Here is a 14,476-nt window from a genome sequence, read left to right on the forward strand (position 1 = left end):
CGGCCGGGACTACCAGCGATTAATCGCCAGGCGGCCCGGGCCGGTCAGCGCCAGGGCGATGGCCGCGAACAGGAACATGCCCTGCAGTTCGAGTGCCCAGCCGCCGGTCGCGGTGAGCAGGAAGACCTCGTGGGTGTGGACGAGCGCGATGGCAAAGACCATGTTGATGGCGATGATCACCGCGCCGATGCGCGAATACAGGCCGATGATTACGAGGATCGGGGCGAGGATCTCGCCGATGTAGACGCCATAGGCGATGATCGCCGGGAGTCCGGCGTTGGTAACCATGCCTTCGATGCCGCTGATCCCGCCGGTCAGCTTGGCGATGCCGTGCAGCAGGATCATAATCCCGAGGGCCAGGCGGAGTACGAGCTTGCCACTGTCGTCCAGGGTGTTGTCCATTTCCAGTCTCTCCTTGTCGTGCTGCGGATGGCAGTCCGCGGTCGCTGTGGCCGAGCCCTGTGCCCGCCCGGGTTCGCAGGTTGCAATCGCCCCGACTAGGGTGCCTGCCCCCGCGGGAATGCGCTGCTCCGGTCAGCCGGCGTCGCGCCCCAGGCGCTGGGCCCGAGCGACCTCGGCGACGTGACGCCCCTGAGAGGCGGCCATGCCCAGCTCGCTCTCGCTCGGCTGGCGCGAGCCGTCGCCGCCGGCCAGCGTGGTGGCACCGTAGGGTGTGCCGCCGCAGACCTCGTTGAGATCGAGCATGCGCTTCTCGGTGTAGGGTAGACCAACTACGGTCATGCCGTAGTGCAGCAGGTTCACGATGGTCGAGATCAGGGTGGTCTCCTGGCCGCCGTGCTGCGAGGCGGTGGAGCCGAACACACTCCCGACCTTGCCGACCAGCTTGTCGCCGAACCACAGGGCACCGGTCTGATCGAGGAAGTTGGCCATCTGCGCGGCCATCCGGCCGAAGCGGGTTGGGGTGCCGATGATGATCGCGTCGTAGTCCGCGAGTTCTTCCGGTTTGGCGATGGGGGCGGCCTGGTCGAGCTTGGCGCCGGCATTGCGGGCCACGTCGTCGGGCATCAGTTCGGGGACGCGCTTGATGGTGACTTCGGTATCCGGGACCTCGCGGGCGCCGCGGGCCACGGCTTCGGCCATCTGCTCGATGTGGCCCCAGGTGGAGTAGTACAGGATCAGGATCTTGGTGCCCATGGCGAGTCGCCTCCGGTTGGCTAGGTTGGACTACCCGGTACCTTAGATCCGGTTTATACGAATGAAAATGGCGAAAAACGGCTCCAACGATTCGGAGAATGCGAATGGTTAACGGTGGGCTGCGGGTTTTTCGTTGCCGGCCTGGCGCAGTACCTGGGCCTCAAGTTCGGCCAGTGTGTCGGGATGGCCGTACAGGTAGCCCTGAAAGTGGCGGCAGCCGAGGCCGAACAGGAAGGCACGCTGCTGGTCGTTCTCCACACCTTCGGCGATGACGTCCAGGTCGAGGGTGTGGGCCAGGTTGACCACCATCTGGGCGATCGCGGCGTCGTTGGGGTCGTCCAGGACATCGCGTACGAAGGACTGATCGATCTTCAGCTGAGCGAGGGGCAGTCGCTTGAGGTAGGCGAGAGAGGAGTAGCCGGTCCCGAAGTCGTCCAGGGAGAACTCGATGCCGAAGGTCCGCAGTTCCTCGATGTGGGCAATGACGGTCTCCACGTTTTCCAGCAGCATGCTCTCGGTCAGCTCGAGCTTCAGGCGGTGCCCCGGGGCGCCGGTGGCCTCTAGCGTCTCGGCCAGATCGCGCACGAAGTACTTGTGCTGGAATTGGCGCGCGCTGACGTTGACCGACAGGGTGAGGTCCCGAAAGGCGGGCTGGTGCTTCCAGTCGGCCAGCTGTTCACAGGCCGCGCGCAGAACCTTGCGACCAATCGGGACGATCAGACCGGTCTGTTCGGCCACGGGAATGAACTCGGCGGGCGAGATCATTCCGCGGGTGGCATGCTTCCAGCGCAGCAGGATTTCGGCCCCGATGACCGCACCCGACGTGTCTACCTGTGGCTGGTAGTGCACGCTGAAGGCATCCTGATCCAGGGCGTGACGAAGCTCGCTCTCCAGCTCGAATCGGGCCTCGACGGCGCGGTGCAGCTCGGGGTCGTAGAAACGCACGGTGTTGCGCCCGGCGTTCTTGGCCCGGTACATGGCGAGGTCCGCCTGCTTGAGGATCTCCTCCACGCCGAGGCTGCGCCCGCTGAACAGCGTGGCGCCGATACTGGGCGTCACGTGACGCTTGTGTCCGGCGAGGTCAAACGGGTCGCGCAAGATCTCGATGAGCTTGCGACCCACGGCCTCGGCCTGGGTGGCCGCGCGTGCCGGGTCCGGGTGCAGATCGTTGAGGATGATGACGAATTCGTCGCCACCGAGGCGGGCGAGGGTGTCTGCCTCGCGCACGGAGTCCAGCATGCGCTTGGCCACCTGACGCAGCAGGTCGTCGCCGACCGCATGGCCGAGGGTATCGTTGATGTCCTTGAAATTGTCGAGATCGATGAACAGCAGTGCGCCGTGCAAGTGGCTGCGTTCGGTATTGGCGAGACTCTGACCCAGCCGGTCGTGCAGCAGGGTCCGATTGGGCAGATGGGTCAGGCCGTCGAAGAAGGCGAGGCGCCGGATCTCGTCCTCGGCCTCCTTGCGATCGGAGATGTCGGTCATCGTGCCGAAGGTCGCCGTCACCTGGTCGTGGTCATCGAAGCGGGCACTGGCATAGATGCTGACCCAGCGGATGTCGCCGTCGCGGGTGCGCAGACGGATCTCCTCGGATTGGGAATGGGAGCTGCCCTCGAGGAGGGTTGCGCAGAAGCTATGGGCGTCGTCGTGGTCCTCGGGGGCTACAAAGTCGCACAGCGGGCGGCCGAGTGTCTCTTCCACGCTGAACCCCGTGAGGGCCTCCCAGGCTGGGTTCAGCAGGGTCCAGTGGCCTTCGGCATCGGTACGGAAGATGACCTCGGAGATGTGGTCCACCACGTCGCGGTAGCGGTTCTCGCTTTCCGCCAGTGCATCGGTGGTGCGTCGGTGGGTGGTGATATCCAGGGTCAGGCCGCGCAGGCTCTCCCGGCCGTCCGCGTCACGGGCCCAGGAGAGGATGTCTCGCAGCCAGATCCACTGGCCGTCGCGATGGGCGAAGCGGTAGTCCACCGTGCGCGGGCTGGTCCGGCTCTCGCGGGCGGCGTTCTGCACGCGCGGCAGGTCGGCCGGGTGGATATGCCGGGCGCGCAGCTCGCCCCGGCCCAGGTTGTGGGCTGGGAAGCCCAGCAGACGGCGGGTGTCGCCGGACACGAACTCCCATTCGTGGGTGCGCGGATCAGCCTCCCACAAGATCGCGTTGGCGCCGCCGAGCATGGACTCCAGGCGGGCGACTGAGCGGTTCAGTTGTTGGTTCTGCTGTTCCAGGGTTGTTTGGGTGGACCCCAGGTGGGCGGCGACATCGTTGAAGGTGCGTGCGAGGTCGCCGAACTCGTCGTGCGACCGCACCGGGATGCGGTGGTCCAGGCGGCCGCTCTGCAACGCCTTGCCGCCCTGGTTCAGCAGGCGCAGGCGGCGAGTAATAACCAGGCTGAAGACCACCGCGGCCAGCATGGACAACACGAGCACGCCTAGCGCCAGCAGGACGTTGCGCTGCAGGAGGGTGGCGGATAGGGCGTCGATGGCATCGGTGGAATAGCCCACCGCCAGGATCCCAAGCGGTTGCCCGGCCAGATTAATGTCGCGAAGGATTTCGATCTGCCCGGGCGTGGTGCGAGTGCCGTCCGCGCGTTCCGGGATGCTGTCCGGTGAGATGCCAACCGACGCCATCGGCTGGTCCTGGGCGTCGAGCACCACGGCGTAGAGGACATGGGAGTCGTCCGCGACGAGCTCGAGCAGGTCCTGCAGCATCGCCGGATCCGCATAGGCGAGCCCGGGGGTCAACGCGCTGGAGAGCAGACGGCCCTGTTGCTCGGCAAAGCGTTCCAGCATCTGCGACTGGTTCTGCTGCACCTGGGAGATGCCGCTGAACATCAGCGCTGCGACCATCGCGACCTGGATCGCGACGGTGCCGATGATGATCTGCCAGGCGAAATTCAGACGCATGCGCGGGGCGCCGGCGCCTGTGGGGCGATGCAGGCGGAGATTGGGCCAGAGCTGGTTGGAGCCGGGCCGGGAAGGGGCATCGACGGAATCCGGGTTGCGTGCGCGCCAGAGTCACCGCGTGGTGCGGTAATTGATGTGATCCTGATTATTTTAACGGTACTGGACGGCGGATGTCTGTTCCGCTTTGAATTTCGGGGAAGGCTAGGGAAACACATGATTAATGTACACGTTCGCGTTGGTGCCCCAGGTTTTCCGAGACAAGGCGCGGTCCGCAGCCGGTAGTGGTTCTACCGGCAAGGGGCGCAACGCAGGATCGGGGAACCTGGGGCACCAACCCCACAAACCATTGAATGCAGGGGCTCGGCCACTTTTGCGCGCGCACGGCGTTGCGGCTCCCTTGTGCAGAATGACTGCACGGCAGTCACCGCGGCGGGCGTGATCGGTGCTACTGGCTGGACTTACGGGGTCGACTTCTCGGCCGGGATGGGGGGCTGGAGATCGAATTTGGTTTCCAGGTCCTCCAGGGCACCCTGAAATGGCTCGTACTCGGCGGCATGTGCCTCGATGAATCCGCGGTGCCGGATATGCCTCAGGAGTGCTGTGCCGGACGGGCTCTCCTGCAGAGTGGTCAGATGATGGTGCAGCCGAGGCGTATGGCCATCCAGCCGTTTGTGTACCAGGAGGGTAAGTCCCGGGAACCGTTCGGATTGGGCGAGGATACGTACCAGGCTTCCGTCGCCCAGTGACAGGTGCCGTTCGTGGTGTTCCCCCGCATCCGGGCGTGCCGGCAATACGTTGCCCTCGATGATCATGACCAGGGCATCGGCGATTCCGCGCTGGAATGCGACCACTGCCGCGTTGTTGTGATGATAGTGCAGGTACCTGGGCGGGCCGGGTAGGTCGGGCCAGTCCCGGGAGTCAGTCAGGCTGCGTGCGAGGGTTGCCGCGTGGCTTTCCTTGTACGGGACTGCGAGGGATCGGCCTGCGAGGCCGGCAAGCGTATCGATGACACCCCCGGGCCGAACCAGGAGGACCATGGCCAGCTCTTCCTCGCTGCGTGCCAGTAAGCGGTAGGGCCCGTTTCCCGTCAGCAGTGGCACGACATGCGGTGCCACGAGGATCAGGTCGTAGCGGCCCTCTCGGCTGCGAGCGAGGAGCGTCGGCAGGTCGCGCGCGGATTCGAGCCGTACCGGCTGGCCGAACTCGGTTCCGAGCCAGTCGCGCAGGGGTGCGTAGCGTTTGAACAGCGCTGGCGGGCTGGCAAATGGCTGAATCCCGAAGGTGAGTGGGGCTTGTGCCTGAGCCGGGGCGCTCCCAATCCAGAGCAGGATGGCGAATGCCAGCCAGACGAGTGCCGGTCGCCGCCGGGGCTGGCCGATGGGCTTGCATGACGCGTTTGCAGCAGGCATGACCGTCGTGGACATGGAGCCACCGTCTATTGGGCTTCACTAGGTATGACGGGTCAGGCGCGCTATTTCGTCCCGTTCAGGGTCGTCAAATAATGGACGATTGAGCCTTTGTTGCGGTTGCCGTTCGGCACTCAGGTGTCGGGAATCCGTCTTTGTCATGCGCGTGCGTCCGGTGCTGTTGCGCGTGACAGCGGTGTTCCGCCTGTCTTTGGCGGGTCTGGCGTTGTTTTTGCATGCATCCGGTCCTTACGAATCGCACGACCGCGCGGGCGCTACAGGCGCCGCGGTACGGAGGAAGGACATGACCGGAATTTTCGATCGGGTCGCCGAGGCGCTGCTGGCCACGTTGCAGGGGCTCAGCCCATTAACGGTGATTGGCCTGTTCGCGCTGTTGCTGTTTGGGCTGTTCCTGGCGGCCTTGATGGCGACGGCCTTGCGCCGCGCCGAGGCCTTGCAGGGGGCGGCGCCCGCGCTGCTGACCACCCTGGGCATCCTCGGCACCTTCCTCGGGGTCGCCATTGGACTGCTGGATTTTGACGCCGGAAGGGTGGAGGCCAGTATCCCGGCCCTGCTGGAGGGGCTCAAGCTGGCCTTCGTGACCAGTATCGTGGGCATCTTGCTGGCGGCGGTGTTGCGGATGGTGCAGGTGATGGCACCTGCACCGGCGGCATCCCCCGAACCGGTTGCGGAGGGTGCGTTGGATGCACCATTGGATAGCGCGCACCTGGCGGCACAACAACGGGATGCCTCGCTGGCCGTAGTGGAGGCGGTGCGGGCCCTCGATCAGCGCCTGGATGCCCGGCTGGAGCAACAGCACCGCGAATTGACCGGCGCCCTCGATGGCATGGCCGAGCGCATCACGGAGATGAGCAGCGGGCACCTGGTAGAGGCCCTGGAGCGGGTGATCCACGATTTCAACGATCGCCTGGGTGAACAGTTCGGCGAGAACTTCCGTCGTCTGGACGACTCGGTCGCCCGCCTGGTGGAGTGGCAGGATCAGTATCGCGAGCAGATGGACACCCTGCATCGGGCCTTCGACCAGGCCCGGGCCGGGGTGGAACAGACCGAACAGACCCTGGAACGCATGACCGGGCAGGCCCTGCAGATCACCCGTCACGTGGAGGATCAGGAATCGACGCTCTCCAGCCTGCGTCGCGAGACGGTGGAACTGGAGGCCTTGCTGGGGAGCATCGCGGCCCTGCGGGATCGTGCCACCGAGGCCTTCCCGGCGATGGACGCACGGCTGGAGGCGATGCTCGAGAGCATCGAGAATGCCGTCCAGGCGGGGCTCGCGGCGGAGACGCGCTGGGGTGGGGAACGCTCCGCCGCCATCGGCTTCGCGGGCGGGCGTAACTGATGTTTTCCTGGTTGGCGAGGCGCCGTCGGCGGCAAGGCGTGGCCGTCGGAAACGAGGCCGACCAGGGCTCGCACTGGCTGGCAGTGGCGGACCTGATGGCCGCGCTGATGATGATCTTCCTGTTCCTCGCGCTGCTGCACATGGTGCAGGTGGAGCGCGAGAGTGCCGCGCATACCGAGGTGCGCAACGAGGCGGCGGCACTGCGCGCGGCCATCTACTCGGTGCTGGAGGAGGAATTTCGCGAGGACCTGCCGCGCTGGAATGCGGAACTGGACCGCGACAGCCTGACCCTGCGCTTTCGCGAGCCGGAGGTCCTGTTCGAGCGCAGTTCGGCCCGTATCCGGCCGCGTTTCGAGGCTATTCTCGAGGACTTTATGCCGCGTTACGCGGAACAGCTGCGCCCGTTCGCCGGGGTGATTCGGGAGGTGCGGATCGAGGGCCACACCTCCAGCGAGTGGGCCGGCAGCGACGATGCGCTGGAGGCCTATTTCGGAAATATGGACCTCAGTCAGCGGCGCACGCGCGCGGTGCTGGAATATGCCTATCAGTTGGAGCCCCTGCAGGAGGCGGACTGGTTCCGCTCGCGGGTCGCGGCCGTGGGGCTGTCCTCTTCACGCCGGGTGCTGGACGAGCGCGGCGAGGAGGATCGCCGGGCATCCCGCCGGGTCGAGTTCAGTGTCCTGACCGATTTCGAGGCGCGCCTGCTGGGCGCAGGGACGCCATCGGACGAGCCAGAGCCCCGGCCTCTGGAGGCGCGTGTCCGCTGATCCGATTGCTGTCAGATGGTGCCGAGCAGGGCCTTGCGCAGGCGGGCCTGGTGCTCGGCATCGAGCGCCGCGTGGCCGGGTTGGCTGAGGAGGAAACTGTCCTCGACCTGTTCCCCGGCCGTGGCGATGCGCGCGGTACGCACGTCGATTCCCTGCTCGGCAAGGACATGACCGATGGTCGACAGCAGGCCTGGCCGATCCAGGGCTCGCAGTCGCATACGCGTTGCCTGGCCGCCCGCGGCGGGTTCGAATTCGATCTGCGTATCCACGTCGAAGTGCTTGAGGCGTCGCGGCAGTTGCCGTGACGCCGGATTGGGGATGGTCCCTTCGCGTCCGAGTTCACGTTCGAGGCTCTGGCGGATCTCCTCGGAGCGATAGCCTGCATCCACGGTCTGGCCACCGCCGCTTTCGAGAACCAGAAAGGTATCCAGGGTGCGGCCGCCTGCGGTCGTGATGATCCGTGCGTCCACGATGTCCAGTCCCAACTGGGTCAGCGCGCTGGTGATGCGCGCGAAAATCTGCGGATGGTCGTTGGCGTAGACGAAGATCTCCGTGCTGCCGCGCGAGGTCTTCGGGCGCACCAGGATCAGGGGAAGGGCGTCCGGGGACAGTGGGAGCAGGGCCCGGCCGTGCCAGGCGATCTCGTCGGCGGAATGGCGCAGGAAGTATTCGTCGTCCAGTTCGTCCCACAGATTCCGGGCCTGATCGGTATCGAAGCCTTGTTGTTCGATTAACGCGAGCGCCTCGGTGCGGGTTTGCCGGATCTGTTCGTCCATGTCCGGCGGGGTGTCCAGGCCCCGGTCCAGGACGTTGCGGGTGGCGTGATAAAGGGTTTGGAGCAGGGAGTCCTTCCAGCTGTTCCACAGCTCCGGATTGGTTCCGCGGATGTCGGCAATGGTCAGCAGATAGAGAAAGTCCAGGCGTTCGCGGGTGACCACCTCGCGGGCGAAGCCCATGACGACCTCGGGGTCGGAGATGTCCTTGCGCTGGGCGGTCAGCGACATCAGCAGGTGGGAACGCACCAGCCAGGCGACCAGGCCGCCATCCACGTCCGAGAGGCCGTGATGCTGGCAGAAGTGCAGGGCGTCGTGCGCCCCCAGCTCGGAGTGATCGCCCCCGCGGCCCTTGGCGATGTCATGAAACAGGGCGGCCAGCACCAGGCGTTCGGGCCGCTCCAGTTCGGAGTGGAGCTGGTGAGCCAGTGGCTGTTCGTGAGCGAACTCGGGCAGCGCCAGGCGGCGCGCGTTGCGGATCACGTTCAGGGTGTGTTCGTCCACCGTGTAGGCATGGAACAGGTCGTACTGCATGCGTCCGATGATGCGCCCGAAGGCCGGCAGGTAGTTGCCCAGCACGCCGTAGCGGTTCATGCGGCGCAGCTGGCTGGTGATGCCGCGCGGGGCGCGCAAGATATCCATGAACAGCTCGCGGCACAGCGGATTGCGGCGAAAGTGACCGTCGATCAGGTGGCGATGCGCCCGGATCAGGCGGATGGTGGACGCGCGAATGCCCTGGATTTCCGGGTGTTCCTGGAGCAGGCGAAAGACCTCCAGCAATGCCGGTGGATAGATCATGAAGACCTGGTCATGGGCGGCCTCGAGGTAGCCACCACGGACCTGAAAGCGTTGGTGGATGCGCACGGGGTCCTGCAGGGCTTCCGGATCGTCGAGGATGGCTTCGTTGAAGTGTTGCAGTAGCAGTTCGTTGAGGCGCTCCAGATCGTTGATGGTGCGGAAGTAACGCTGCATGAACTGCTCGACCGCCCGGTTGTGGTTCTGGTCGACGAAGCCGAAGGTGTTGGCGAGCTGGCGCTGCAGGTCGAACAGCAGCCGGTCCTCGCGGCGGCCGGCGAGCATGTGCAGGGCAAAGCGTACGCGCCAGAGGAAGTTCTGACCCTCCATCATCTCGCGGAACTCGCCCTCGCGCAGGAACCCCAGTGACACCAGCTCCTCGATGCGTTCGGCGCCGTAGTGACGCTTGGTGACCCAGCCGATCATCTGGATGTCCCGCAGGCCGCCAGGGCCTTCCTTGACGTTCGGCTCCAGGCGGTAAGCGGTCTCGCCGAAGCGGCGGTGGCGGGCCTGTTGTTCGGCCAGCTTGGCGGCGTAGAAACTGCGTGAGTCCCAGATGCGGTCGGGCTCGATGGCGCCGCGGAAGTCGTTGAACAGGCTGAGATGGCCGGCCAGGTAACGGGCTTCGATCAGGTTGGTCGCGACGGTGATGTCGTCGCGCGCCTCGCGGGTGCAGTCGTCGATACTGCGCACGCTGTGCCCGACCTCGATGCCGATGTCCCAGAGGAAGGTGACGAAGTTGCTGATCCGGTCGAAGCAGGCACGGTCATGCTCGCCCTCGAGGATGATCTGGATGTCGATATCCGAGGCCGGGTGCAGCTCGCCGCGGCCGTAGCCGCCGACCGCGATCAGGCACAGCTGATCGTCATCCGCGAGGCCCTTCTGGGCCCAGATCAGCTTGAGCAGTTCGTCGATGCGCCGGGCGTGGCCATGGATCAGATCGGCGATCGGCATGCCGTCGCGGAAACCCTGGTATTGCTGCTCCAGGATGGCGCGGCGCCGGTCCCGGAACAGCGCGATGTTCCCCGGGTTGCGGCTGAGGCGCTGGTAGTCCTCGCCCCAGTCCGGGGTGAAGGCCGGGGTATCGAGTTCGCCGGGGGTGCTTCCCGCAGGATTCATTGGGGCTCCGTGGAATGGGCAGTTCGAATCGGCGGGGAACGGACGTGATGGCCTTCGATCAGGCGGCGATCTCCTGCGGTGGGGTTTCGTCCTTGCGCAGGGTCAGGATCTCGTAGCCATCCGCGGTGACCACGATGGTGTGTTCCCACTGCGCCGACGGACTGTGATCCTTGGTCACGGCGGTCCAGCCGTCCGCCAGGATGCGCGTATGGCGGCGTCCGGCATTGATCATCGGCTCGATGGTGAAGCACATGCCTTCCTTCAGCGTCATGCCGGTGCCGGGCTTGCCATAGTGCAGGACCTGCGGATCCTCGTGGAAGCCGCGACCGATCCCGTGGCCGCAGAACTCGCGCACCACCGAGCAGCGCTGCGCCTCGGCGTATTCCTGGATCGCGTGGCCGATATCGCCCAGGGTTGCGCCCGGGCGAACCTGCTGGATGCCGAGATACATGCTGGTGCGCGCCACGTCGATCACCCGCTGGGCCTGGATGCCCGCCTTGCCGATCACGAACATCCGGCTGGTGTCGCCATGGAAGCCTTCCTTGATCACGGTGATATCGATATTGAGGATGTCGCCGTTCTTCAGCTTGCGATCCCCCGGAATGCCGTGACAGACCTGGTGATTCACCGAGGTGCAGATCGACCTCGGGAAACCGCGGTAATTGAGCGGGGCGGGAATTGCGTCCTGGGTGTTGACGATGTAGTCGTGACAGATCCGGTCCAGCTCCCCGGTGGTCACGCCAGCTTGCACGTGGGGCTCGATCATTTCGAGGACTTCGGCGGCCAGGCGGCCGGCGACGCGCATGTGTTCGATTTCTTCGGGGGTCTTGATGGAAACGGACATGAGGGCTCCCGCCGCGGCGCCCAGAGGGGCTCGGCGTTTGGTTCGGGTAAGCGTCCTATGCTATAAAGCGCGCGCCTCGCTGGCAATTCGGCGGGGCCGGAAGCCGCCTTTTGCGGGGCAGCTTTCGAAACCTTAATCCACACACGCATCGGCACGGTCTGTCGGGTGCCCGCTCTCGAAGAGTATTCGGTTCGGGTTTCAGATCGGGATGCGTGGAGGCTCAACCCGTTACAGGAGAAAACTCATGTCCCTCGTGACTATGCGACAGATGCTGGAGGCCGGTGTGCACTTCGGCCACCAGACGCGTTACTGGCATCCCAAGATGGCCCCGTACATCTTCGGGGAACGCAACAAGATTCATATCATCAACCTCGAGAAGTCCCTGCCGATGTTCAACGATGCGTTGAACTTCCTCGGCAAGATCGCCGCCGACGGCGGCCAGATCATGTTTGTCGGCACCAAGCGCTCGGCACGCGACGTGGTGGGCGAAGAGGCAAACCGCTGCGGCATGCCGTATGTGAGCCATCGCTGGCTGGGCGGCATGCTGACCAACTTCAACACGGTCAAGCAGTCGATCAAGCGCCTCAAGGACCTCGAGACGATGGACGCCGATGGCAGCTTCCAGGTCCTGAACAAGCGCGAAGCCCTGAGCCGTCGCCGCGAAAAGGACAAGCTGGATCGCAGCCTGGGCGGTATCAAGGACATGAACCGCATGCCCGACGCGATGTTCGTGATCGACGTTGGCTACGAGAAGATTGCGGTGGCCGAGGCAAAGAAGCGTGGCATCCCGGTCGTCGCTGTGGTGGATTCCAACCATTCCCCGCAAGGCGTGGACTACGTGATCCCGGGCAACGATGACGCGATGCGTGCAATCCAGCTGTATGTGGCTGCGATCGCCGACACCATCATCGAGGCCAAGGGTGCGGTGACCACGGGAGGCATGGGCGAAGAAGCGGTTGCCGAGCCGGCCGCGGCCACCACCGACGCTCCCGACACCGCGTCGCCCGCCAACCCCGCTTGATAACAGGGACCGGTCGCCATGCTGGCGGCCGGTTCGAGCATGATTCAGGAGCAAGCAACGATGCAGATTACTGCTGCACAAGTAAAAGAACTGCGCGAGCGCACCGGCGCCGGCATGATGGAATGCAAGAAGGCCCTGACCGAAACTGGAGGCGATCTGGAAGCGGCTGTCGAGGCAATGCGCAAGTCCGGCATGGCCAAGGCCGACAAGAAGGCGGATCGTGTCGCGGCCGAAGGTCGCGTCGAGATTGCCTGCGAGGGTTCGCGCGCGGTGATCGTCGAGATCAACTGCGAGACGGACTTCGTCGGTAATGACGACAATTTCCGTACCTTCACCGGTGCCTGCGCGAATGTGGCGCTGAACACCGCCGTCGATTCCGTGGAAAGCCTGATGACCGAGACGGTCGATGGCCAGACCCTGGAAGAGCAGCGTACTCAGCTGATCGCCAAGGTCGGCGAGAACGTCCAGGTCCGCCGTTTCGAACGGATGACCGCAGAAGGTGCGCTGGGTTTCTATCAGCATGGTGCCCGTATTGGCGTGCTGATTGGTCTGAACGGCGGTGACGAGCAGCTGGCCAAGGACATCGCGATGCATATTGCGGCGAGCCATCCGGTGTGCATCGACGAGAGCCAGGTGCCGACCGAGATGCTCGACAAGGAACGTGCGATCTTCAAGGCCCAGGCCGAGGAATCGGGCAAGCCGGAGAACATCATCGAGAAGATGATCGAAGGGCGTATCCGCAAGTATCTGGGCGAAATCACCCTGGTGGGCCAGCCGTTCGTGAAGGATCCCGATCAGACGGTCGCCCAGTTGCTGGAAAGCAAGGGTGCTTCGGTATCCGGCTTCATCCGCTTCGAGGTGGGCGAGGGGATCGAGAAGAAGACCGAGAACTTTGCCGAAGAGGTAATGGCTCAGGCGCGCGGCGCCTGATCCAGCAGGAACCCGGGGGCGGCCGCTTGATGCGGCCGCTTCCGGATAATAGGGCCAGAAACAAACTGGCAAGCGAGAACAACCGAGCCCGAGATAAGGAACCCCATGAGTCAGGACAGCCAGCCCGCGTTCCGGCGCATCCTTCTGAAGTTGAGTGGGGAGGCCCTGATGGGTCAGCAATCCTACGGGGTTGACCCGGATGTCCTGGCGCAGGTGGCCGAAGAGGTCTCGGAGCTCTCCCGCATGGGGGTCGAGCTGGGCATCGTGATCGGTGGCGGCAACATCTTCCGCGGTGCGGGTCTGGCACAAGGCGGCATGGACCGGGTGACCGGTGACCACATGGGCATGCTGGCAACGGTTATCAACGCGTTGGCGCTGCAGGACGCGATCGAGCGCGCCGGGCGCTTTTCGCGGGTGATGTCGGCGATACGCATCAACCAGGTGTGCGAGGACTACATCCGCCGGCGTGCGGTACGGCACCTGGAAAAGGGGCGCATCGTGGTGTTCGCGGCCGGAACCGGCAATCCGTTTTTCACCACCGATTCGGCGGCCAGCCTGCGGGCGATCGAGATCAACGCCGATATCATGATCAAGGCGACCAAGGTCGACGGGGTCTACGATGCCGATCCGATGACCACCAAGGATGCCCGACGCTACGAGCGGCTGACGTTTGACGATGCGCTGGAACAGCGTCTGGGCGTGATGGATACCACGGCCCTGGTGATGTGCCGAGACAATGGCCTGCCGATCCGTGTAATGAACATGTTTGCCAAGGGCGACCTGCAACGGCTCGTGATGGGCGAGGCGGTCGGCACCTTGGTCGAGGGAGCCCGTAATGAGTGACGCCACCCTGAAAGATGCGCGCGAACGCATGGACAAGAGCCTGGAAGCGCTGCGCAACGAGCTATCGAAGATCCGCACCGGCCGTGCGCACCCCACGCTGCTCGAACATGTGCACGTGGAGTACTACGGCATGGATGTGCCGATCAACCAGGTCGCGAACATCAATGCCGAGGACGCGCGCACGCTATCCGTGGTCCCCTACGAGAAGGACATGGTCGGCAAGATCGAGAAGGCGATCATGACTTCGGATCTGGGGCTCAATCCGGCGAGCATGGGGACGACGATCCGCGTGCCGCTACCGGCGCTGACCGAAGAACGTCGCCGTGATCTGGTCAAGGTCGTCCGGGCCGAAGCCGAGCACGCGCGGGTGGCCGTGCGCAATATCCGGCGGGATGCCAACAACGCCTTCAAGCAGCTGGTCAAGGACAAGGAGATGTCCGAAGACGACGAGCACAAGGCGCAGGAACAGATCCAGAAGCTGACCGACGACCACATCGCGAAGGTCGACGCGATGCTGACGGACAAGGAAGCCGAGTTGATGGAAGTCTGACCGGCGCGGGCG

Annotated in this window: 12 protein-coding genes; 6 read left to right on the top strand and 6 right to left on the bottom strand. The window is 64.8% G+C overall.

Annotated elements, in window-relative coordinates; genetic code table 11:
* Window positions 1-9 precede the first annotated feature (9 nt).
* The 4 genes from D578_RS0107600 to D578_RS0107615 all read right to left on the bottom strand — a co-directional run bounded on the left by D578_RS0107600 (window position 10) and on the right by D578_RS0107615 (window position 5,375).
* A complete protein-coding gene (locus D578_RS0107600) occupies window positions 10-402 on the bottom strand; it encodes a DoxX family protein (RefSeq protein ID WP_018949373.1) in 393 nt (130 codons plus the stop codon).
* Between the two features lie 132 nt (window positions 403-534).
* On the bottom strand, window positions 535-1,155 hold the full coding sequence (wrbA, locus tag D578_RS0107605) for an NAD(P)H:quinone oxidoreductase (protein WP_018949374.1): 621 nt from the start codon (window positions 1,153-1,155) through the stop codon (window positions 535-537).
* A 108-nt stretch (window positions 1,156-1,263) separates the two neighbouring features.
* On the bottom strand, window positions 1,264-4,056 hold the full coding sequence (locus tag D578_RS0107610; RefSeq protein WP_018949375.1) for an EAL domain-containing protein: 2,793 nt from the start codon (window positions 4,054-4,056) through the stop codon (window positions 1,264-1,266).
* Window positions 4,057-4,514: 458 nt separating this feature from the next.
* The gene (locus D578_RS0107615; RefSeq protein WP_026289243.1) at window positions 4,515-5,375 is read right to left on the bottom strand and encodes a PhnD/SsuA/transferrin family substrate-binding protein; all 861 of its coding nucleotides are present in this window, start codon (window positions 5,373-5,375) and stop codon (window positions 4,515-4,517) included.
* 391 nt (window positions 5,376-5,766) lie between these two features.
* On the opposite strand from D578_RS0107615, the gene D578_RS0107620 reads away from it, so the two are divergent.
* Together D578_RS0107620 and D578_RS0107625 are read left to right on the top strand one after the other, a co-directional pair.
* Entirely contained in the window at window positions 5,767-6,822 is a 1,056-nt protein-coding gene (locus tag D578_RS0107620) for a hypothetical protein (protein WP_018949377.1), read from the top strand.
* Window positions 6,822-7,589 carry an OmpA family protein gene (locus D578_RS0107625; protein WP_026289244.1) on the top strand — a complete coding sequence of 256 codons (768 nt, stop codon included), beginning with the start codon at window positions 6,822-6,824 and terminating at the stop codon, window positions 7,587-7,589. Before D578_RS0107620 ends, D578_RS0107625 begins: the two co-directional genes overlap by 1 nt.
* 11 nt (window positions 7,590-7,600) lie before the next feature.
* On the opposite strand, the gene glnD is transcribed toward D578_RS0107625, so the two are convergent.
* Window positions 7,601-10,276 (bottom strand): [protein-PII] uridylyltransferase, encoded by a 2,676-nt coding sequence (gene glnD / locus D578_RS0107630; RefSeq protein ID WP_018949379.1) that lies wholly within the window; start codon window positions 10,274-10,276, stop codon window positions 7,601-7,603.
* Window positions 10,277-10,334: 58 nt separating this feature from the next.
* Complete coding sequence (gene map, locus D578_RS0107635) at window positions 10,335-11,120, bottom strand: type I methionyl aminopeptidase (protein ID WP_018949380.1); 786 nt, start codon at window positions 11,118-11,120, stop codon at window positions 10,335-10,337.
* A 244-nt stretch (window positions 11,121-11,364) separates the two neighbouring features.
* Between map and rpsB the strand changes: the two genes are divergently transcribed.
* From rpsB to frr, 4 genes are all read left to right on the top strand, one after another.
* On the top strand, window positions 11,365-12,141 hold the full coding sequence (rpsB, locus tag D578_RS0107640; RefSeq protein WP_018949381.1) for a 30S ribosomal protein S2: 777 nt from the start codon (window positions 11,365-11,367) through the stop codon (window positions 12,139-12,141).
* A 60-nt stretch (window positions 12,142-12,201) separates the two neighbouring features.
* The gene (tsf, locus tag D578_RS0107645; protein WP_026289245.1) at window positions 12,202-13,071 is read left to right on the top strand and encodes a translation elongation factor Ts; all 870 of its coding nucleotides are present in this window, start codon (window positions 12,202-12,204) and stop codon (window positions 13,069-13,071) included.
* A gap of 105 nt (window positions 13,072-13,176) precedes the next feature.
* Window positions 13,177-13,914: a UMP kinase gene (gene pyrH / locus D578_RS0107655; RefSeq protein WP_018949384.1), complete on the top strand. Its 738-nt coding sequence runs from the start codon at window positions 13,177-13,179 to the stop codon at window positions 13,912-13,914.
* On the top strand, window positions 13,907-14,464 hold the full coding sequence (gene frr, locus D578_RS0107660; RefSeq protein ID WP_018949385.1) for a ribosome recycling factor: 558 nt from the start codon (window positions 13,907-13,909) through the stop codon (window positions 14,462-14,464). Before pyrH ends, frr begins: the two co-directional genes overlap by 8 nt.
* The last annotated feature ends 12 nt before the right edge of the window (window positions 14,465-14,476 follow it).

The sequence above is a fragment of the Thioalkalivibrio sp. ALMg11 genome, assembly GCF_000377905.1.
In the GTDB taxonomy this organism is placed as follows: Bacteria; Pseudomonadota; Gammaproteobacteria; order Ectothiorhodospirales; family Ectothiorhodospiraceae; genus Thioalkalivibrio.